General features: G+C 71.4%; 16 protein-coding genes. 5 read left to right on the top strand and 11 right to left on the bottom strand.

What is annotated here, in order from left to right; translation table 11 throughout:
- Positions 1-46 precede the first annotated feature (46 nt).
- The gene (locus ACYBSK_RS15105; protein WP_460246430.1) at positions 47-2,134 is read left to right on the top strand and encodes an MDR family MFS transporter; all 2,088 of its coding nucleotides are present in this window, start codon (positions 47-49) and stop codon (positions 2,132-2,134) included.
- Positions 2,135-2,149: 15 nt separating this feature from the next.
- On the opposite strand, the gene ACYBSK_RS15100 is transcribed toward ACYBSK_RS15105, so the two are convergent.
- From ACYBSK_RS15100 to ACYBSK_RS15065, 8 genes are all read right to left on the bottom strand, one after another.
- Positions 2,150-2,914, bottom strand: coding sequence for a sulfite exporter TauE/SafE family protein (locus ACYBSK_RS15100; RefSeq protein WP_457477582.1), 765 nt, complete (start codon positions 2,912-2,914; stop codon positions 2,150-2,152).
- Between the two features lie 83 nt (positions 2,915-2,997).
- Positions 2,998-4,512: a long-chain-fatty-acid--CoA ligase gene (locus ACYBSK_RS15095; RefSeq protein WP_457477581.1), complete on the bottom strand. Its 1,515-nt coding sequence runs from the start codon at positions 4,510-4,512 to the stop codon at positions 2,998-3,000.
- A gap of 350 nt (positions 4,513-4,862) precedes the next feature.
- The gene (locus ACYBSK_RS15090) at positions 4,863-5,507 is read right to left on the bottom strand and encodes a LuxR C-terminal-related transcriptional regulator (RefSeq protein ID WP_457477580.1); all 645 of its coding nucleotides are present in this window, start codon (positions 5,505-5,507) and stop codon (positions 4,863-4,865) included.
- A complete protein-coding gene (locus ACYBSK_RS15085) occupies positions 5,498-7,255 on the bottom strand; it encodes a sensor histidine kinase (RefSeq protein ID WP_457477579.1) in 1,758 nt (585 codons plus the stop codon). Before ACYBSK_RS15085 ends, ACYBSK_RS15090 begins: the two co-directional genes overlap by 10 nt.
- A 44-nt stretch (positions 7,256-7,299) precedes the next feature.
- Positions 7,300-8,142 (bottom strand): ABC transporter ATP-binding protein, encoded by an 843-nt coding sequence (locus ACYBSK_RS15080; RefSeq protein ID WP_457477578.1) that lies wholly within the window; start codon positions 8,140-8,142, stop codon positions 7,300-7,302.
- Entirely contained in the window at positions 8,135-8,926 is a 792-nt protein-coding gene (locus ACYBSK_RS15075) for an ABC transporter permease (protein WP_460246429.1), read from the bottom strand. The genes ACYBSK_RS15080 and ACYBSK_RS15075 overlap by 8 nt, the downstream gene beginning before the upstream one ends.
- Positions 8,923-9,681, bottom strand: coding sequence for an ABC transporter permease (locus ACYBSK_RS15070; RefSeq protein WP_460246428.1), 759 nt, complete (start codon positions 9,679-9,681; stop codon positions 8,923-8,925). Before ACYBSK_RS15070 ends, ACYBSK_RS15075 begins: the two co-directional genes overlap by 4 nt.
- On the bottom strand, positions 9,678-10,664 hold the full coding sequence (locus tag ACYBSK_RS15065; RefSeq protein WP_460246427.1) for an ABC transporter substrate-binding protein: 987 nt from the start codon (positions 10,662-10,664) through the stop codon (positions 9,678-9,680). The genes ACYBSK_RS15070 and ACYBSK_RS15065 overlap by 4 nt, the downstream gene beginning before the upstream one ends.
- 278 nt (positions 10,665-10,942) lie before the next feature.
- On the opposite strand from ACYBSK_RS15065, the gene ACYBSK_RS15060 reads away from it, so the two are divergent.
- From ACYBSK_RS15060 to ACYBSK_RS15045, 4 genes are all read left to right on the top strand, one after another.
- Complete coding sequence (locus ACYBSK_RS15060) at positions 10,943-11,791, top strand: TetR family transcriptional regulator C-terminal domain-containing protein (protein ID WP_460246426.1); 849 nt, start codon at positions 10,943-10,945, stop codon at positions 11,789-11,791.
- Between the two features lie 125 nt (positions 11,792-11,916).
- On the top strand, positions 11,917-12,807 hold the full coding sequence (locus tag ACYBSK_RS15055) for a beta-keto acid cleavage family enzyme (protein ID WP_457477573.1): 891 nt from the start codon (positions 11,917-11,919) through the stop codon (positions 12,805-12,807).
- A 44-nt stretch (positions 12,808-12,851) separates the two neighbouring features.
- A complete protein-coding gene (locus tag ACYBSK_RS15050; protein ID WP_460246425.1) occupies positions 12,852-13,832 on the top strand; it encodes a 3-hydroxyacyl-CoA dehydrogenase NAD-binding domain-containing protein in 981 nt (326 codons plus the stop codon).
- A gap of 8 nt (positions 13,833-13,840) precedes the next feature.
- Positions 13,841-14,317 carry a thioesterase family protein gene (locus ACYBSK_RS15045; protein ID WP_460247033.1) on the top strand — a complete coding sequence of 159 codons (477 nt, stop codon included), beginning with the start codon at positions 13,841-13,843 and terminating at the stop codon, positions 14,315-14,317.
- A 94-nt stretch (positions 14,318-14,411) separates the two neighbouring features.
- Here ACYBSK_RS15045 and ACYBSK_RS15040 read toward each other — a convergent pair whose 3' ends face one another.
- From ACYBSK_RS15040 to ACYBSK_RS15030, 3 genes are all read right to left on the bottom strand, one after another.
- Entirely contained in the window at positions 14,412-16,508 is a 2,097-nt protein-coding gene (locus ACYBSK_RS15040) for an MMPL family transporter (protein WP_460246424.1), read from the bottom strand.
- Between the two features lie 254 nt (positions 16,509-16,762).
- On the bottom strand, positions 16,763-21,046 hold the full coding sequence (locus ACYBSK_RS15035) for an nSTAND1 domain-containing NTPase (protein WP_460246423.1): 4,284 nt from the start codon (positions 21,044-21,046) through the stop codon (positions 16,763-16,765).
- A gap of 7 nt (positions 21,047-21,053) precedes the next feature.
- On the bottom strand, positions 21,054-21,422 hold the full coding sequence (locus tag ACYBSK_RS15030; protein ID WP_460246422.1) for a CU044_2847 family protein: 369 nt from the start codon (positions 21,420-21,422) through the stop codon (positions 21,054-21,056).
- Between the last annotated feature and the right edge of the window lie 138 nt (positions 21,423-21,560).

Here is a 21,560-nt window from a genome sequence, read left to right as displayed (position 1 = left end):
CCCTCACCCGCATGCGGCGGCCTGGGGCCGGTGTGACGCTGCGAGGGTGACGACCACCGAAGAAGCCGCCCCGCCTCCGGCCGCCGAGACGACACCTCCGGTTCTCGACCGACGCCGCCGCAATGTCGTCTTCGGGACGATCATGCTCGGCATGCTGCTGGCCGCCCTGGACCAGACGATCGTCGGCACGGCCCTGCCGACGATCGTCTCGGACCTGGGCGGAGCGGCGCACATGTCGTGGGTCGTGACGGCGTATCTGCTCGCGGAGACCGTGGCCACGGTCCTCGTCGGCAAGTTCGGCGACATGTTCGGCCGGAAGATCGTCTTCCAGGTCTCGGCGATCGTCTTCATCACGGGGTCGTTCCTGTGCGGGCTCTCGACGAACATGTCGCTGCTCATCGCCTGGCGGGCGCTCCAGGGCATCGGCGCCGGCGGCCTGATGGTGACGTCGATGGCGCTCATCGCGGATGTCATCCCGCTGCGTGAGCGCGGCAAGTACCAGGGCGCGATCGGGGCCGTGTTCGGTGTCTCGACGGTCATCGGGCCGCTGCTCGGCGGGCTGTTCACGGACCACCTGACGTGGCGGTGGGCGTTCTACGTGAACGTGCCGATCGCGATCGTCGTGGTGATCGCCGCGGCGCGGACCATCCCGGTGGTGAGGTCGGCGGCGAAGCCGATCATCGACTATCTCGGCATCGCGCTGGTCGCGGTCGGCGCGAGCGCCCTGATCCTGGCGACCAGTTGGGGCGGCAACGAGTACGCGTGGGGCTCCGGCGTCATCATCGGCCTGTTCGCCGGCGGTGTCGTCGCGCTCGGGCTGTTCTGCTGGGCGGAGCTGCGGGCGAAGGAACCGATGCTGCCGATGCATCTGTTCAAGAACCCGGTGTTCACGGTCTGCTCGATCCTCAGCTTCATCGTGGGCTTCGCCATGCTCGGCGCGATGACGTTCCTGCCGACGTACCTCCAGTACGTGGACGGGGACTCGGCCACGATCTCGGGCGTGCGGACGCTGCCCATGGTGATCGGTCTGCTGATCGCGTCGATCTTCTCCGGCAACGTCGTCAGCAAGACCGGGAAGTACCGGATCTTCCCGATCGTGGGCGCCCTGGTGATGGCGCTCGGGCTGTATCTGCTGTCCCTGATGGACAGTTCGACGAGCACCTGGCTCGAGTCGGTCTACATGTTCGTGCTCGGTCTCGGCATCGGTCTGTGCATGCAGGTGCTGACCATCGCCGTGCAGAACACCGTCGAGTACGCCGAGTTGGGCACGGCCACCTCCGGTGTCACGTTCTTCCGTACGCTGGGCAGCTCGTTCGGGACCGCCGTGTTCGGCACGATCTACGCCAACAGCCTGGAGCCGAACCTGAAGCAGGGCGTGGCGGAGGCGGCGCGGGCGGGGACGGGGCTCACCCCGGAGGCGCTCATCAAGGCCGCGCAGAGCCCGCAGGGCGTGCACGGACTGCCCCAGGCGGCGCGCGAGCCCATCGTCAACGGATACGCGGACTCGCTGCACACGGTGTTCCTGTGCACGGTGCCGGTGGCGCTCATCGGGTTCCTGGTGGCGCTGTTCCTCAAGCAGGTGCAGTTGCGCGACACCGCGCGCGCGGGCTCCGCGGACATGGGTGAGGGCTTCGCGCAGCCGTCGACGGGCGATCCCGCGCACGTGCTGGAGCGGGCGGTGGCGAACCTGGTGAAGGAGACCGACCTCAACACCGCGCGGCGGATCCTGGAGAAGTCCGAGACGCGGCTCGATGTCGCGGGCGCCTGGGCCGTGATGCAGGTGGACTTCTTCACGCGCATGGTCGGGCACGCGAGCCTCGGCATGATCGCCGCGCGCCGCAGGGTGCCGCCGGAGGTGCTGGTGCCGGTGTTCCAGCGGATGGTCGACGAGGGCTATCTGACGCGTACGGGCTCGTACTTCTCGCACACGGCCGCGGGCAGCCGGGAGTCCGAGGTCATCAACCGTGCCTGGGGCGACTGGCTCGGCGCGAAGGTCGAGGCGGACGTGGGCCGGCCCGCGGACGCCGAGCTGCGGGCGGCCGTCGACTCGATCGCGAAGCGGCTGCTCGCCGAGGACATGGCGCAGGGGCACGTGAGCCAGGCGGGTTCGGAGCGGACGCTCGTCCCGATGTAGGCGCCGTGCCGGGCGTCAGCGCAGCAGCAGTTGCAGGGCGCCCAGCACGGTCGCCGCGATGACCAGTTGCTCGAAGAGGCGCTGGTTGATCCGGTTCACGCATGCTCTGCCGATGAGCGCTCCCGGGACGACGAACGCGCAGAGGGCGGCGTCGAGGAGCAGCGAGCGGGCGTCGATGAGGCCGAGGCCGACACTGAACGGCACCTTCGCGGTGTTCACGATGAGGAAGAACCACGCGGAGGTGCCCAGGAAGCCGAGCTTCTTGAAGCCGGCCGACAGCAGGTACATGGACATCACCGGGCCGCCCGCGTTGGCGACCATGGTCGTGAAGCCGCCGAGCACCCCGTACGAGCCCGCCTTGACGCGCGCGGCGCGGGTCGGCGTCGTCCCGGTTTCGGGCGCCGCGGTCTGCCTGCGGCGCCATACGGTGACCCCCGCCATGACGAGCAGGATCACGCCGATGGAGATGCGTACGGCGCCGTCCCCCGCGAAGCCGAGGAAGACCGTGCCGAGGACCACGCCCGCGGCGACGGCCGGGAACAGCCGCCACAGGGTGGGCCAGTGGGCGTGCCGCCGGTAGGTGAGCACGGCGAGGATGTCGCCGCAGATGAGGATGGGGAGCAGCACTCCCGTGGACTCGCGCGCGGGCAGGACCGCGGCGAACACCGCGAGGCTGACCGTGTTGGCGCCGCTGACGGCCGTCTTGGAGAAACCCACCACCATGGCCGCGGCGGCCAGGGCGGTGAACCCCCACGGGGTGACCCCGAGTATCTCGTGCATGGCGGGGACAGATGCTAGACCCAACTATCTGTCCCGCGTCAGGGGCGCCACATGGTGATACGCGTCGCACCGCCCCGCCGACGTCAGCCCGCGTAGGTGTCGCGCAGTTCGCGCTTGAGGACCTTCATGCTCGGGCCGAGCGGCAGCCGGTCGGTGAACTCCACGCGGCGCGGGTACTTGTGCTTGCCGAGGTGGTCCTTGGACCAGGCGGTGAGTTCGGCGGCGTCGAGGGCGCTGTCCGGCTTGGGCACGACGACCGCGCAGACCTCCTCGCCGTGCACGTCGTCGGGCAGTCCGATGACGGCGACGTGGTCGATGCCGGGGTGGCGCATCAGCGCCTCCTCGACCTCGCGCGGGTAGACGTTGTAGCCGCCGCGGATGATGACGTCCTTCTTGCGGTCGACGATGCGGAGGTAGCCGTCCTCGTCCTTGGTGCCGAGGTCGCCGGTGCGGAACCAGCCGTCGACGAGGGCCTGCGCGGTCTGTTCGGGGCGGCCGAGGTAGCCGGAGAAGACACAGTGGCCGCGGACGACGATCTCGCCGAGTTCGCCGGTGGGCAGCAGCTCGATGCGGTCGTCGAGCTCGGCGCGGGCGACCTCGACGTCGACGCCCCAGATGGAGTGGCCGATGGTGCCCGCCTTCGCCCCGTACCAGGGCTGGTTGACGGCGGCGACGGGGGACGTCTCGCTCAGTCCGTAGCCCTCGTGCACGGGCGCGCCGAAGAGCTGCTCGAAGCGCTCCAGGACGGCGACGGGCAGGGAGGCACCGCCGGAGACCGCGACGCGCAGCGCCGGCAGGGCGGCGGCCTGTTCGGCTGCCGCGAGCAGGTGGACGTACATGGTGGGCACGCCCTGGAAGACGGTGACGCCCTCGCGGACCATCAGGTCGACGGCCTTGGCGGCGTCGAAGCGCGGCATGAGGACGAGCGTCTTGCCGGCGCGCCAGACGGCGTTCATGGAGGCGGTCTGCCCGAAGGCGTGGAAGAGCGGCAGGGCGCCGAGGACGATGTCGCCGGGGCTGTACTCGTTGCAGTCGAAGGCGTCGACGGTCGCGTTCATCACGAGGTTGAGGTGGCTGAGCACGGCGCCCTTGGGAACGCCCGTGGTGCCGCTCGTGTAGAAGACGACGGCCGCGTCGTCCGCGTCGCGGGTGGCGTACGTGGCGACCGGCTCGGCGTCGGCGGTCAGCTTCTCCAGTTCGCCGTCGGGGCCGAGGGCGACGGTGCGGATGCCGACGGCCTCGGCGGCCGCCTCGCCGGTCGCGGCCTGCGCGGGGTGGCACAGCAGGAGCGTCGCGCCGCTGTCCTTGAGGACGTGCTCGACCTCGTGCGCCGACAGGAGCAGATGGACGGGGACGATGGTGGCGCCCGCGGCCATGGCCGCGTAGTAGGCGCGCGGGAACTCGACGGTGTTGGGCGCCATGAGCGCCACCTTGTCGCCGGGACGGACGCCGAGTTCGGCGAGGGCGGCGGCCTGCTTGCGTACCTGGAGCCACAACTGGGCGAAGGTGAGGCGCTGTTCGCCCGCGACGAGGGCCGTCTTGTCGGGGTGCCGGCGGGCGTTGTCGGCGAGGATCGCGGCGAGCGAGAGGGTGGCCATCGGGTAGCGCTCCGTTCCGTGCTGACTGCTGGTGCGGCAGTGGACCAGGTCGGGACGGCTCCACAGCGGTAAATTAGCAACGCTAGTTTTGTCGTCCTGGTGGGACTCTACGCCCGCATCCCCGCCCGGGGGAATGTGCCCTGGGTCACTTCCGGATCTCAGGGCTGGCCCTGATGTCCTGGCCGGTCGGCCCGCCTATCGTTGAAGTCCGGCACCGCTCCGCGGACGACGCACGGGGGAGCACGGGGGCAACGGGGGAAGCGCGTCGTCCGCCGGAGCGGGTAGCCGGAACCCGATCGGCGGCTCGGGGAAGCCGTGGCCCGAGGGGGGGGCAGGCGTTGAGGCCGGAGTCAGCCGCGAAGGAAGCGCAGCACCGCCATCACCCGGCGGTGCTCCGCCGGATCCGACTCCAGGCTCAGCTTCACGAAGATGTTCCGGACATGCGTCTCGACCGTCTTGCCGCCGATGACGAGCTTCTGCGCGATGGCGTCGTTCGAGCGGCCCTCGGCCATCAGCGCCAGCACGTCGCGCTCGCGGCCGGTCAGGTCGTCCAGCGGGCCCGGCGGGCGCGGCGCGTCCAGCAGCCGGGCCACGACCAGCGGATCGACCACGGTCTCCCCCGCCGCCACCCGCTTCAGCGCGCTGCCCAGCTCCTCGGCGTCCGCGACGCGCTCCTTCAGGAGATAGCCGAAGCCCTCGGGACGCTCGGCCAGGGACCGCACGCTCGCGGTCGTCTCCACGTACTGGGACAGCAGCAGCACGCCGATGCCGGGATGCCGCGCGCGCAGGGCGGCCGCCGCGAGCAGCCCCTCGTCGGTGTGGGTGGGCGGCATCCGGATGTCGAGCAGCACCGCGTCCGGGAGGTGCTCGGCGACCAGCGCGAGCAGCGGTGCGGTGTCGCCGCACTCGGCGACGACCTCGATGCCCTCGTCGGTGAGCAGCCGTACGATCCCCTGCCGAAGGAGTGCCGAGTCCTCGGCGACGATCACCCGCACGGAAGCTCCGCTCTGATTCTGGTTCCGCCCCCGGCGGGGCTGTGGATGTGCAGGACGCCGTCGACCGCCGCGAGCCGGTCGGCGAGGCCGCGCAGGCCGGTGCCGCGCGCGAGGTCGACGCCGCCGACGCCGTCGTCCACCGTCTCCACCACGAGGCGCCCCTCCTGGTGCCGGGCGGAGACGCTGACGGCGCGCGCCCCGGCGTGCTTGGCCGCGTTCGTGAGGGCTTCGCACACCGTGAAGTAGGCGGTGGACTCGACGAGTGGGTCGTAGCGGCGGGGTTCGGCCGCCACGACGACCGGGACCGTCGCCTCCTCGGCCAGCGCGCTCAGCGCGGCGGCGAGGCCCTCGCGGGTGAGGACGGCGGGGTGGATGCCCTGGGCGATGCCGCGCAGTTCCTCGATGGCGAGGCGGAGGCTGGACTCGGCCTCGTCGGCGGCCTCGCGCAGCGCCGGGTCCGGGTGGTCGGCGAGGCCCTTGCGCACGCGGCGCACGGACATCAGGGCGAACACGAGGCGGGTCTGCGCGCCGTCGTGCAGATCCCGCTCCAGCCGGCCGCGCTCGGCGTCGGCGGCCTGCACGATGCGGGTGGCGACGTCCTTCGCGCGCGTGCGCAGCCATACGTTCTCCAGGGCCAGGCGCAGGGCGGCCGCCACGGAGTGCAGGAGTTCGGGGTCCTCGTCGAGCGCCGGGTCGTGGTGGAGGAGGGCGAGCGGGCGGCCGTCGGCGGCGGCGACGGCCGTGCGCCCCGGCCGGTCGTCGGCGGTGATCTCGCGCCCGGCCCCGTCGACGTATCCCCCGCGCGCCTCCTCCCACAGGCCGAGCCGCAGCGTGGGGTCGCCGAGGACGCGCACGAGCGCCTCGCGCAGCCGTACGGGGTCGGAGTCGGTGCCGATGTCGATGACGAGCCCGCTGACCTCGGCGCGCTGGAGGCGCATGCGCAGCAGACCGGCGAGGAAGGCGAAGGGGACGGCGACCTGGGCGAGGTCGGACAGCAGGTAGACGGCCTGCTCGGGCAGCGAGCCGACGCCGCCGAGCCACGGCACGACGTAGAACAGCATGTCCCACATGAGGAACACGGTCGCGACGCCGATGCCGATCCACGCGGGCAGCAGCGCCCGCCTGCGCGCGGCGGACGCGCCCCGCCAGCGCAGCACGATCGCGACGGCGGCGACGACCGAGAGCACCCAGCCCGCCGCGTGGTACACCGCGTCGAACGGCCCGAAGACGTCGTCCCAAGCGGCCACGTGCAGCAGGTTCGGCCCGCAGTCGCGGCAGTCCAGGTACGTCGCCCCGGTCTGCTTCGCCGGGTCGAACAGGAGCGTGCGCACGAGTCCGCCGACGGCGACGAGTCCGTACGCGGCCTGCACGAGGCGGCGCGTGAGGACCGTGGTCAGGCGGCCCTCCGGGAACGACAGGATCAGGTGCAGGAGGACCGCCATGTTCAGCGCCTCCCACCACGCGCCGAAGGCGAAGAGCGCGGGGACGGCGGTGCCCTGGAGGTTGCCGAAAAACCACGTGATGCCCTCGGCCACCATGAGGCGCCCGGTGTGGTTGGCGGGCCTGCGCCGCCAGGCCACGAGCCCGGCGATCGCGAACGCCCAGCCCACCGCGAGGTCCCGCACGAGATCCGCCGCGGACGCGCCGCTGCGCGCGTACGCCCACGCGCCGACCCCACCCGATACTGCGGCGAGGACCGCGGCCCCGGTCAGGCGCAGCCGAACCGCCCGCTCACCCTGACTGTCCACGGCCACACGTTAAGGCATTCGGGTGCACGGTGTGCAACGCGCTCCTACGGTAGGTGATCCACATGCGGGCCGGATTCCGGGGAGTCGGTGGCGCGGCGCGGGACGTCGCTCCTGCCCGGCTGGTCCTCCCGGCCGCGGATCCGTTCCAGGACGCGGCTTCTGAGGGCCGTGAAGCGTTCGTCCGCGCGGGTGGTCAACTGGTCGCGGTGCAGCGGGAGTTCGATGGGGACGTCTTCGAGGACGACGGTGGGTGAGCGGCTCAGGACGAGGACGCGTTCTCCCAGGTAGACGGCTTCGTCGATGTCGTGGGTGACGAAGAGGACCGTCATCGCGCGTTCGCGCCACAGGCCGCGGACGAGGTCTTCGAGGTCCGCGCGGGTCTGGGCGTCGACCGCGGCGAAGGGTTCGTCCATGAGGAGGACGTCCGGTTCGCAGGCGAGGGCGCGGGCGATGGCGACGCGTTGCTGCATGCCGCCGGAGAGTTCCCAGGGGTAGGCGCGGTGGACGCCCGCGAGGCCGACCGCTTCGAGGGCGTCGGCCACGCGGGCGCGGCGGTCCGGTTTCGGGATGGACTTGCGTTGGCGCAGGGGGAGTTCGACGTTCTCGGCGACGCGCATCCAGGGGAAGAGGCTGCGACCGTACTCCTGGAAGACGACGGCGAGGCCGGGGCGGGGGCCGGCGACCGGGGCGCCGTCCAGGGCGACCGTGCCGTCAGTGGGGTTCAGCAGTCCCGCCACGCATTTGAGGAGGGTGGTCTTGCCGCACCCAGAGGGGCCGACGACGCACACCAGCTCGCCCGCGTCGAGGCGGAACGTCAAATCGCGCAGCGCCTCCACCTGCCGCCCCGAGCCCTCGTAGAGCTTACGCAGCCCTTTGACCTCAAGCACCGCCGTCTCCCGCCTTCCGCCGCGCTCCGCGCGATCCGTGGTACCAGCCGAGTGCCCGCCGTTCGACGAGCCGGAACAGCAGCGCGAGGACGACGCCGAGCAGGCCGAGGACGAGGATGCCGGTCCACATCTCCGGTACGGCGAAGGAGCGTTGGAACTCCACGACGGCGAAGCCGAGGCCGCTGCTGGAGGCGTACATCTCGCTGATGACCATGAGGATGACGCCGATGGACAGGGCCTGGCGCAGGCCCGCGAAGATCTGCGGGCTCGCGGCGGGCAGCACCAGGTGGCGCAGTCGGGCCGCTCCCCCGATGCCGTACGCGCGGGCCGTCTCGGCCGCGACCTGGTCCACGGCGCGGACGCCCGTGGCCGTGTTCAGCAGCACCGGCCAGACGCAGCCGGAGGCGATCACGGCGATCTTCATCGTGTCGCCGATGCCCGCGAACAGCATGATCACGGGGACGAGGACGGGCGGCGGCACCGCGCGGAGGAACTCCAGGGCGGGTTCACAGAACGTCCGGGCGCGGCGCGAGGAGCCGATCAGCACGCCGAGCCCGATGCCGGCCACGGCCGCGGCCGCGTATCCGGCGAGCAGGCGCAGGACGCTGGGCAGTACGTCGTCCCGGAGCCGGGCGGGCGTCCAGGTGTCGTCGAAGCGGCCGAGGATCGTGCGCAGCGGCGGGGCGTAGAAGCTGGTGCTGGCGTCGGAGGCGAACCACCAGACGGCGACCAGGACGCAGGGCAGCGCCAGCGCCAGCGCGGCGGCCCGCAGGGCGCGGGTCACGTCGGCGCCTGCGTTCGGACGGACTGGTGCCAGGACAGGGCGCGGCGTTCCACGAAGCGCGCCCCCGTGTTGATCAGTACGCCGAGGCAGCCGGCCACCAGGATCAACGCGTACATGTCGGGGACGGCCTGGGAACTCTGCGCGACGTTGATCCGGTGACCCAACCCCGGTGCCCCGATGACGAGTTCGACGGTGATGGCGAGGATCAGCGCGACCGCGGCGGCCAGCCGTACGCCCGTCATCACGTACGGGAGGGCCGTCGGCCACACCACGTGCCGGACGCGCGCCCAGGGGCCGAGGCCGAAGGCGCGCGCCGTGTCGTCCGCCACCGGGTCCACGTCCCGCACCCCGTACAGGACCTGCACGAGGACCTGCCAGAACGCGGCGTAGACGACGAGCAGCAGGACCGAGCGCAGTTCGGTGCCGTACAGGAGGATCGCGAGCGGGATCAGCGCCACGGACGGGATGGGGCGCAGGAACTCGATGGTGGACGCGGTGAGTTCACGCAGGTACGGGACCGTGGCGATGACCAGGCCCGCCAGCACGCCGCCCGCGGTGGCGAGGGCGAGGCCGAGCGCCCAGCCGGTGAGGGTGTCGCCGAGCGCCGACCAGAAGGCGGCGTCGCCGAGTTCGCCGCGCAGGGCGTTCAGTGTCGTGGTGAAGGGCGGCAGGAAGTCGGGGTTCACCAGGCCGAGGCGCGGCACCGCCTCCCACAGCGCCGCGCACACGAGCAGCCCCAGCAGGCCGGGGATCATGGCAGCAGCGCGTCCAGGTCGGGGGTCTTCTCGAACAGTCCGTCCTGCTCGCCGAGCTTGGCGAGGGTTTCGAGCGAGGGCCTGTTCCACTGGGCGGGCCAGGACGGCAGCGTCACCTTGTCGAGGGTCTCCGGCGGAATCTTCGTGTACGTGCGGATGATGTCGCGGACCTCGTCGGGGTGGCCGTTCGCGTAGGTCAGGGACTGTTGAGTGGCTTCGTTGAACTTCTTGACGATGTCGGGGTGTCGCTCCACGTACTGACTCGACGAGAAGTACATGGCGACGGTCAGCTTGCGCGCCGTGTCCACGAAGTTGGAGGCGATCTCGCGGCCGCCCTGCGCCTTGACGGTCGCGGCGGCCGGCTCCACGACCTGAGCGGCGTCGATCTGTCCCTTGTCGAGCGCGGCGGGCATCTGGTCGAAGGCGAGCTCGACGAACTTCACCTTGGAGGGGTCACCGCCGTCCTTGCGGACGGATTCCCGGACGGTGGTGTCGTTGATGTTCTTGAGCGTGTTGACGGCGACCTTCTTGCCTTCGAGGTCCTTGGCCGACTTGATCGTGCTGTCCTTGCCGACGACGACGGCGCCGAAGTCCGCGCCCCGCTTGCCCGTCGAGGCGACGCCGTTGACGACGACCTTGACGGGTACGCCCTTGGACTGGGCGACCATCAGCGAGGTGGAGTTCGAGAAGCCGAACTGGAACTGGCCGCTGACGACGCCCGGCACGATCGCCGCGCCGCCCTGCGCCATCGTCATGGACAGGCTCAGGCCCTGCTTCTCGTAGAAGCCCTTCTTCTGGCCGAGGTAGAGCGGCGCGACGTCGACGATCGGGATGACACCGATCTTGAGTTTCGTGGTGCCGCCCCCGCCGCCGCCCTCGGAGGAGGCGGAGTCGGACGGCGGGTCGTCGGAGCCGCAGGCCGCGGTCGCGGCGAGCAGCGCCATAGCGGCGAGGACGGTGAGAGCGCGGCGCGTGCGACGCATGGAGATCCCCCTGGGGCCATGGTGCTCAGCGGCAACGTGGAGCCCGCACCATAAGGGGTCAACGCCCGCTGCGGGCAAGGGTGTTGGCACGATTCACAGCGCACTCTTTGTGTGCACGGTGCGGGGTGCGCGGGGTGCGGTGCGCGGAGTCGGCGGGAGCTGGGCCGGTGTTGCGATGGTGACTGATGAGCAAGTCAGTACCTCAATGGACAGTTTCTACTGGGTTTTGCGGGTCCCTGTGTTGAGTTCTTCTCAACACGTGGTTAGGGTCGTGCCCCGTGGAATCCAGCAACGAGGTGCCCCCCGTCGACACCGCCGCCCGCGTCCGTGAGGTGATCACGGCGGCCGGTGTCAGCCAGCGCGAGTTCGCGCGCCGCATCGTCATGGATCCGTCGAAGCTCTCCCGCTCCCTGAGCGGGACCCGCCGGTTCACGGCGGCGGAGCTGGCGCGGATCGCCGACGAGGGGCGTGTCGACGCGGGCTGGCTGCTCGGCGCGCGGCCGCGCGAGGACGAGGCCGAGGCTCCGGTGCCCGCCGCCGTGGCGGGCGGGCGGCCGTTGCAGATCGTCCGTGAGACGGTGCGGCTGATCGCCGAGCACGGCTTCCACGCGGTGCGGGTCTCCGACATCGCCCGCGCCTGCGCCACCAGTACCGCGGCGATCCACTACCACTTCCCCGGTCGCGCGGAGCTGCTGGAGGCCGCGGTGCGGTGGTGCATGGACGAGGACACCGCGCGCCGCGCCGCGCACCTCGCCGAGGCGGACGACGCGGCGGCGGAGCTCCGGCAGCTGATCGAGTTGCAGACGCCGCGGACCGCGCAGCAGCGGCGGCAGTGGAAGGTGTGGCTCGACCTGTGGGCCGAGGCGGCGCGGTCCACTGCCGTGGGGCGGTTGCACGCGGAGTACTACCGGCAGTGGCGGTCGACCGTGGCGGATGTCCTCCGTCGTGGGGTGGACCAGGGCGTGTTCCGGTCGACCGTCGATCCGGACGCGGCGGCGTTCGCGCTGACCGCGCTGATCGACGGGCTCGCCACGCAGGTGTTGGCGTCCGGGCCCGGGGACGGTGGGGCGGACGCGATGCACGCGGCCCTGCTGACCTACGTCGACCGCACCGTTCTGGCCCCCTGATCCCACGCCTCGGGGCTCCGCCCCGGACCCCGCTGCTCAATCGCCGCAGGGGCTCCCCTGACCGAACCCCGCTGCCCAGTTGCCGCAGGGGCTCCCCTGACCGAACCCATCCTGGAGGTACGCCCATGCCCACCGAGAACGTCATCATCACCGCCGCCCTCACCGGTGCCGGTGACACCGTGCGCAAGAGTCCGCATGTGCCCGTCACCCCGGAGCAGATCGCCAAGAACGCCGTCGAGGCGGCCGACGCGGGTGCCGCCGTCGTGCACATTCACGTACGGGACCCCGAGACCGGTGCCCCCTCGCGCGACACGAAGCTGTACCGGGAGGTCGTCGAGCGGATCAAGGAGACCGGGACCGACGTCGTCATCAACCTGACCGCCGGGATGGGCGGCGACCTGGTGATCGACCCGGACGACCCGACGACCCACCTGCCCGGCACCGACCTCGTCAGCGGGCTCGACCGGCTGCCGCACGTCGAGGACCTGCTGCCCGACATCTGCACGCTGGACTGCGGTTCGCTCAACTTCGGCGACGGTTCAAACCTGTACGTGTCGACGCCCGACATGCTGCGCCAGGGCGCCAAGCGCATCCAGGAGCTGGGTGTGCGGCCGGAGTTGGAGATCTTCGACACCGGTCAGCTGTGGTTCGCCAAGCAGCTCCTCGCCGAGGGGCTGCTCGACGACCCGACCGTGTTCCAGCTGTGCATGGGCATCCCGTGGGGCGCCCCGGCCGACCCGGGGGTGCTCCAGTCGATGGTCAACATGCTGCCGGAGGGCGCCCGGTTCGCGAGCTTCGCGCTCGGCCGCATGCAGATGCCGTGGGTGGCGCAGTCGATCCTCCTCGGCGGCCACGCCCGCGTCGGCCTGGAGGACAACCTGTACCTCGGCAAGGGCAACAAGGCGACGAACGCGCAGCTCGTCGAGCGCGCGGTGACCATCACCGAGTCGATCGGTTCGCGCGTCGCGACCCCCGACGAGGCCCGCGAGATCCTCGGCCTCAAGCCGCGCGCCTGACCCCGTCCCGGCACCAACCCCCACCGGAAGGCAACACCACCCTCATGACCTCCCCCTTCACCGCTCCCGAGGACGTCCGCCGGGTCGCCTGCGTCGGAGCCGGCGTCATCGGCGGCGGCTGGGTCGCCCACTTCCTGGCGCGCGGCTACGACGTCACGGCCTGGGACCCGGCGCCCGACGCCGAGCAGAAGCTGCGCCGCCTCGTCGACGCCGCCTGGCCCGCGCTCACCGGAATGGGCCTCGCCGACGACGCCTCGCGCGACCGCCTCACCGTGGCCCCCACCCTCGAAGAGGCCGTCGCCGACGCCGAGTTCGTGCAGGAGAGCGCGCCCGAGGACCTCGACCTCAAGCGCGATCTGCTGGCGCGGCTCGACGCTGCCGCCCCCGCCGGTGTCGTCATCGCCTCGTCGACCTCCGGCTACCCGATGACCGACATGCAGACCACCGCCGCGAACCCGACGCGCCTGGTCGTCGGGCACCCGTTCAACCCGCCGTACCTGATCCCGCTCGTCGAGGTCGTCGGCGGCGAGCGGACCGACGCGGACGCCACCGCCTGGGCCTCCCGTTTCTACGAGGTGGCCGGCAAGTCCGTCATCACCATGAACCGCGAGGTGCCGGGCTTCATCGCCAACCGTCTCCAGGAGGCCCTGTGGCGCGAGGCGCTGCACATGGTCGCCAACGGCGAGGCCACGGTGAAGGAGATCGACGACTCGATCACCGAGGGTCCCGGTCTGCGCTGGGCCTTCATGGGCCCGATGCTGACGTTCGCGCTCGCGGGCGGCGAGGGCGGCATGGCGCACATGCTCGACCACTTCGGCCCGTCCCTGAAGTCGCCGTGGACGCGGCTCGAAGCCCCGGAGCTGGACAAGCAGTTGTACGACTCCGTGGTCGCGGGCTGCGACGTCGCCGCAGACGGCCGTACGATCGCCGACCTCGTCGCCGAGCGCGACCAGGGTGTCATCGATGTGCTGCGTGCCACAGGCCGGTTGAACGGGAACGGCAGTGGGAAGGCGGACCCGCGATGAGTACCGCAATCACCGCACTGCCCCTGCTGCACCGCACGGTGCGCCCCGAGTGGATCGACTACAACGGCCACATGAGCGAGGCGTTCTACGTCCTCGCCTTCGGGCACGCCACCGACGCCATGATGATCGAGACGGGCCTGGACTCGACGTACCGGGACACCACCCACTGCTCGCTCTACACGGTCGAGTCCCACATACGTTATCTGCGTGACGTGCCCGAGGGCGCCCATCTCGCCATCCGTACGCGGGTGTTGGGCGTGGCGTCGAAGAAGGCGCGCTTCACGCACGAGATGTTCGTGGTCGACGACGAGGAGGGCGAGCCGGCGCCGGACGACGCCCCGGTGGCGACCACCGAGCTGCTGGCGATCCACGTCGACCAGGAGGCGGGGAAGGCCGCCGAGTTCCCGACCGCCGTCCGTGACCGCTTCTCCGAGCTGACGGAACCCGCGCCCGACTGGGCGGGCCGGTCGATCGCCACGGTGTGACGACACCCCTGTGACACCCGAAGGGGCCCCGGGCATCGCGCCCGGGGCCCCTTCTCGACTTTCCCTACGGCACGGGGCCCCTTCTCCGCCTTCCCTACGGCACGGGGACCCGCTCTTCCTCCTCCTGCACGCCGAATCGCGCGTGCACCCGCCGCAGCGCGCGCGGCGCCCACCACGCGCGCGTACCCAGGAGGGCCATCGTCGCCGGTACGAGCAGCATCCGTACGAGCGTCGCGTCGATCACGACCGCCAGGGTGAGGCCCAGGCCGATCTGGAGGATGGGCGCGAAGCCGCCCGTCATGAAGGCGCCGAAGACGACGGCGAGGAGCAGCGCCGCGCAGCTCACGACGCGGCCGGAGCGGCGCAGCCCGGTGACCACCGCCTCCTGCGCGTCCCCCGTGGCCAGCCACGCCTCGCGCATCCGGGCCAGGATGAACAGCTCGTAGTCCATGGCGAGGCCGAAGGCGATCGCGACGATCAGGGGCGGCGCGGTCAGGCTCAGCGCCCCGAGCCCCTCTCCCCCGAGCCAGGACGCGGCGTGCCCGTCCTGGAAGACGAGGACCACCACGCCGAGCGCGGCGCCCAGGCTGAGCAGGGTGGTGAGGACCGTGCGCAGCGGGATGAGCAGCGATCCGGTGAACGCGAAGAGCAGGGCGACGATGCCCGCGAGGACGGTGAGCGCCGCCCAGGGCGCGCGGTCGGCGAGCATCTGCCGGAAGTCGACGAGCCGCGCGGCGACACCGGTCACGGCCACCGGGTCGGCGCCGCGCAACTCCCGTACCTCGCGCACCAGTTGCGTGGCGGTCGCGCCGTCGACCGATCCGGCCGGGGTGACGCGCAGGACGCGTGTGCCGTCGTCGAAGGTCCGCGTCTCGGAGGCGGCCATCCCGTCGAGGCGCTCGACGCGGGACGCGAACGCCGGGTCCGTGCCGGGGCGTGCCACGACGACGACGGGGTCGACGCCGACGCCCGCCGGGTAGTGCGCGCTCACGGCGTCGTACAGCTGTCGGGCCTCGGTGGAGGCCGGGAGTTGGCGGGCGTCGCCGATGTTGACGCGCAGGTTGGTGACCGGCAGCGCGAGCGCGAGGAGGACGAGGACGCTCACCGCCGTCACGGCGACGGGGCGGCGCGCCGAGAAGCGGGCGAGGCGGGCGAAGACGCGGCCCTCCGCACCGGGCGGCAGCGTCTTCGCCGGGGCGATGCGCGCGCCGAACCGGGCGAGCAGCGCGGGCAGCAGGGTCAGCGCGGCGAGCATGTCGACGACCACGACGGCGGCGACAGCAAGGCCCATGCTGCGCAGGAACGGGCTGGGGAAGACGAGCAGTCCGCTGAGTGCGACGGCGACGGTGAGGCCGGAGAAGAGGATGGTGCGGCCCGCGCGTTCGACGGTGCGGCGCACGGCCTCGGTGACGTCGCCGCCGGCCCGCCGCTCCTCCCGGAACCGCATCACCATCAGCAGCGCGTAGTCCACGGCGAGGCCGAGTCCGAGCATGGTCGTCACCTGGATCACGTACACGGAGATCTCGGTGACCTGGCTGAAGGCGAACAGGGCGAGGAACGCGCCCGCCACGCCGCTCACCGCCACGAGCAGCGGCAGGCCCGCGGCGCGCAGCCCGCCGAAGATCAGCAGGAGCAGTCCGAGGACGATCGGCAGGGAGATGAGTTCGGCGCGCTGGACGTCCTCCTGGGCCCGTTCACCGAGCTGCTTCCCGAGCAGGGGGCCGCCGCTGACGTGCACGTCGGCGCCGTCGATCGCCTCGACCCGGTCGGCGACCGTGTCGACGGCCGCGTCCTCCGCGTCGTCGTCGAGGCCGCCCTTCAGGGTGATCGGCACGATGAGCGCCCGGCCGTCGCGGGAGACGAGGCGGTCGCTGGCGTACGGGTCGGGGACGGCGGCGACCCCGGGGACGCGGCGCAGTTCGGCGACGGCCCGCTCGACGGCGCCGCGCGGTCCGGGGTCGGTGACGCGCGGCGCCTCGACGACGGCGGTGAGGGACTCGCCGCGCGGGTCGATGTCCTCCAGGAGTTCGGCGGTCCGGTCGGACTCGGTGCCCGGCACGTCCGGCACGGAGTCGGAGAGCTTGCCGAAGACACCGGTGCCGAGCCCGAAACCGAGCACGATCAGGGCGAGCCAGGTCAGGATCACGGTACGGGGACGGCGGGTCGCCGCCCGAGCGAGTGTGCTGAGCACGGCGCCTCCTCAGCGGGTTCCGATGGGTCCCCGCCAGCGTGACGGCGCACCGGACGTCGGCGGATCGCCGGGACGGGCGGTTCACGGCTCGCGCGTGGGAGGGAGGCGGGGTGGCGGGGATGGGTCGCGCGGGTGAGGGACGCGCGGTTCACCGGCGCAGCGCGACGCACCGCGGGCGAGGGCAGGTGTGGGGCCAGGAGCAGCCACTCGCGGTCGTCGGGGCGTCCGTCGGAGGCCCTTCGCCGACAGACTCGTCAGGCGGGGCAGATCGTGTCCGGCAGGGGGCCCGACAGGGCGCTGCGTTCGTCACCGGTCAGGGTGCGGCCGAGGACTTCGCAGAGGTGCCGCTTCCAGAGGTCGGGGTCGAGGCGGGTGAGTTTCAGGGGGCCTGTGTCGAACCCGCCCGACGGGCGCTCCGGGTCTTCCGACGAAGGGCTGCCCAGGAGGGCCTTTCCGTCGGTGGTGTTGGTGGCTGCGAAATGCTGGTCCGCACCGAACTTGTACGTGTCCCTGTCCGCGGGGGCGTCCGCCTTGAGGAAGACGACGGTACTGCCGTAGGCCACGAAGAAGTCGGCGCCGGACGGGTTCCCGACCGCGAACTCGCCGGGCTCCAGCGGTCCGAACGGTCCCACCACTCTTCGTGGCGATTGCCCCGGCTCGGCGGACCACAGTTCCACGATGCGGCCCGTGGTGAGTACGGCCAGGTACCGGCGGTCCCGAAGGAACGAGGCCGTCAGGAGGTCCTCGTCGAACGTGACGCGGAGGTTCTTCCGTTCCCTGCCTGTTCGCAGGTCGATGGCGTACAGGTTGGGCGTCCCCGGTACCAGGACCCCGATCACTCCTGAGGCGCGGTGCCCCGCCATGAGGTATTCCGGCTTGTCCCCGGAGGTCAGTCCGAGGTCCTTCACGTCGATCGGCGAGCGCAGGCGCCGCCCGTCACCGGTGTCCCAGTACTCGATCCGTGCGCCGGAGAGCGTCACGAGCCGGTCGTCGGGCTGGAAGTCGAGAGCGACGGGGTCCCGCTCGTCGCTGCCCTCCTTCAGCGGTGGGCGGGCCACGGTGAACGCGGAGACCTTCTTCAGCGACGGCAGTCGGCGAACGATCACGCGACTCTCGCCGGTCACGTATGCCATGAGCGTCTGCGAGCGGTTGACGGCGATGAGCTGTTCATCGGCGGGTGGAGTCTTCCCCTTGCTGGACACCTCGGACAGGACTCGCTGGTTGCCTTCGGTCTCCACCACCATCAGTTTGTCGCCGTCCGACCCGGTACGGACGAGCATGGAGCTCCCGTCCCCCAGCAGGGTGGGCGTGCCGAACGCGGTTTCACCCTCGGCGTCGGTCAGCCGGTGACCGGTGATCTTGGTGTCTCCCCGGACGGGCACCGACGGGCTGTGAGCCGTGCCGAGCAGAGGGAACGGCACGCGTTTGCTCGATCCGATACTGGGACCGGTGAACTTCCGGGGGCGGGCGTCTCCACCGGTTTCCGCCACCTCCCAGTCGTCGAGCCCGGTGTTCAGGGCGAACCGCTTCCCCGACGGATCGAGGAGCGCGGGCCCGCACGATGAGCCGCGATCCCATCGGCGGTCGCTCAGAACCCGACCGTCCGCAACCCGTATCGCCTTGTACCGCGCGCTGGACGAATCGGAGTCGCCACGGCACGAGAGCACCACGGTTCCGTCGGCCGACACCCAGCTGCCACCCTGCTCCCCCTGGGGCACGCTCTTGAACGATGCGGTCAGCCGGCGCATCTTTCCGGTCCGGACGTCGACTGCGATCAGGGAGCCACTCGCCGAGGCGAGGACCACCGTGCGGTTGTCGGGACCGAACCACGCCGCCGTCGCGATGGAGTACTTCTTCGGCAGCACCCGCGGGCGCCCGGTCTCCAGATCCCACACCCGTACGGGTCGGTTCGACTGATCGACCACGCCGGCCGTCCAGGCGTCGTCGCCCGATTCGACCAGGAAGCGGCCGTCACGGGAGAAGGCCGTTTCCTTGAAGTGGGCGGCAGCGCCCGGGGCGGCCTCATCGGGCATGTCCAGCGGGTGTGCGCTCCCCACCATCTTCCGCGCGGTGAAGGTGACCTCGTGCCAGACGACCGCTCCGTCCTCCCGGCGTACGTAGGAGATCCGCCGTCCATCGAAACTCACCCGGGGCGTATCGACGATGGGGCCCAAGCGAAGGCTCTCCTGTCGTACCTTGCCTCGCGCCGTCCGCACGAACAGCAGGGCACGCCCTCCGTCGGTCGTCACCAGCGTGACCCTGCCGTCCGCGCTCATCGCGGCGTTCTGGAACTTGCCTTCGGCCCCCGACAGCAGCCATTCGGTGCTCCGGGCCTCGGAGTACCTCCGCAGCAGCGAGTTGCGAGCCTCCTGCGTCGGCGCGGTCTCGTAGGCGGCGACGGCGGCCAGGGCGGCATGGCCGGGGTTGGTGGCGACCAGGTCGTCCGACTGCACCGCGAGTGCCCGGGAGCGCGCCTCACCGGCCTGCCGGGCTCTGTCCCGGGACTCCAGGACATTGAACGTGATGAGCGTGGCGATGAACACGCATGCGAGAGTGGCTGCCGCCCAGGCGTACCAGGCCCGCCGGCGGTCCCTCCGGCGTTTACGGCGCGCGACTGCCAGGAAATCTCGCTGGTCCTGATCCAGTTCGTTCTCACGGCCCCCCAGTCTCTTCGTGAGGGACTCGAGCTGGAAACCGCCCGGCAGCAGGTCTGCGGGGCACTCTGCCTGCACCCATCGCTTCTGGTCGTGCCGGACCTCGGCGCGCGCGTTCAGGAAGTCGGCGTCGACGCGGACCGCTTCGGCCAGCTCGGGCCACTGCGTGATCAGGGCCTCGTGCACCAGCTCCGCGCTCTCTGGCCTGCCGTCCCCGCCGTGAAGGACGAGCAGGCGCTTGTCCTCAGTGGACATGGCTCGGGCCAGACGCCAGCGTTCCTCTCCGGCCTCCTCCCGCGTCAGCGGGCGCCGCAGGGTCGCTTCCCCACCAGGGACCACCCGCACCAGTCCCGCCAGCAGACGCCGTGCCTCCTCTTCCGACCCCGGGGGCACACAGCTGTCCCACACCTGTCGGGCGTGGCGGACCAGCGCGCCCTTGACCCCGCCGATCTCCTGGTACGTCGCGGCGCTCAGGCGCGGGCCGCGCTCCTCGTTCCACAGCTGTTCCAGGAGGAAGCCCAGGAGCGGCAGAACGCCCGGGTCGGTGCCGGCGTCGTCCAGGATCCGCAGGTCCAGTCCCGGTTCGTAGGTCACCCCGGGCGTTCTTTCGAGCGGCCGTGTGATGACGGTGTGCAGCTGGTCCCGGTCCATCGGCGTCAGGGGCACGGTCAGGCCTGCCGTCAGCACGGACCCCAGACGGGGATGCTTCAGCGCCGTGTTCATGACGTCTGCGCGCAAGGTGGCCAGGACGCGCAGATTGGTGGGGCGGGGCGGGAACAACAGGTCCAGCGCCTCGGTGAGGTGCGGCTCGTCGAGGTTGAGAAGGGCCTCCGCCTGATCGAGGACGACGAGCAGCCGCCCGGTGGTCCGGCCGGTGGCCCGGTGGGCGGCGTCGACGACGCCCAACTCCCTCAGCCATCCGTCCACTTGGTCCGCGTGTGCCGCCCGCGCACCGGCCGCCGCGCGCTCGAACAGTTCCGTGGCCAGGGCGGCCCGGGGCACCTTCACGCGGCTGCAGTCGAGGACCAGGATCTCCCATCCTGCTCCGCGCAGCAGGGGCACCACCCCGGCCAGTACGAGGGAGGACTTGCCGCTGCCCGACGGGCCGCACACCGTGACCGACGGGTGGTCGCCCTCCAGGGCGGTGACCACTCGGGCGATGTCGTCGTCCCGGCCGAAGAACAGGTGCCGGTCGTCCTCCTCGAACGGCTTCAGACCGAGGAACGGCTTGGTGGGCAGCAGCAGCTCCCTGAGGGCGGGCACCGCCTCGGCCACCGCTTCCGTGCGCATCACGAACGCCTGTTGGGTCTCCCGTGCCGGCTCCGAGGCGACGACCATGCCCACGGCCACGCCCAGATCGTCGTCCCAGACCGGGCTCCCGCTGAAACCCGGCCGCACGTGGACGGCTTGGCCGTCCGCGCGCGACAGCTGCACCAGGGAGGTACCGACGGGGCCTCGGAAGCGCCCCTGCTGCCAGTTCCCGTCCGGAGCGTCGGCGGTGAAACCGACGGCCCTGGTCTCGTGGTCCCAGACGTCCCCGGCGTCGGCCATCGCCAAGGGGCGTACCCCGGGCAGCGCGCCGTCCAGACGGAGCACGGCCACGTCCCCGCCCTGGTCCTCCCGGACCGGCACCCAGTGCAGGACCTTCGCCGACCCTTCGGGGCGGTCTACGGCGAACGGCACGTCGAGCATGACCTCGGTCCCCACCGCGACGGCGAGGTCACGAGGCTGGTCCAGGGCGTCGGACACGACGTGGGCGCAGGTCACCACCGTGTCGTCGGCGATGAGGAATCCCGCGCCGACCGCCGCGCCGTCACCGCCCTTGACCCGTACGACCGACGACACCATGGCCGCTTCGTGTGCGGCTCCCCCGCTGCTGGCCACGCCGGTCTCAGTTCGTCGAAGTCTGCGTGTCGGTGCCGGTGTTGTTCCAGGTGAGGCTCACCGAGAAGTTCGCGGCAGCCGACGATCCGGCGATGAGGACCTTCGCGTCGGCGGACAGCGACATACCGAACTCCAGTGTGGCCTCGTCCGGTGGTCGCACCATGTCCCGGCAGCGCCCGACGAACGCGTTCGCCACCGGCCGGACCGCATCCAGCATCTGGTCGAGGGAATCCTCGGCACGGGCCATGGCCCGGCTTCCCCGCCCCACCCGCACCACGGAATCGTCCACCACGTCGACCTGCACCCGCACCACGTCTTCCCCTTCTCCCAGGGGCACTTCGACGACTTGCAAAGGACGACGCTCGTTCAAGGCCATGGGCTCCTCGCCTCGGATCCGGCACACAAGATGTGCTCAGCGAGCGTATTCACTGCCTTCTCCGGCGTACGCCGTGATCACCTTTCGTGGCAGAAAAGTTACCGCCGGGATTGCGGGGACGGCAGACGAGAATGTCGG

This window comes from Streptomyces sp. BYX5S (genome assembly GCF_054724165.1).
This window is presented reverse-complemented; position numbering and strand designations above follow the sequence as displayed.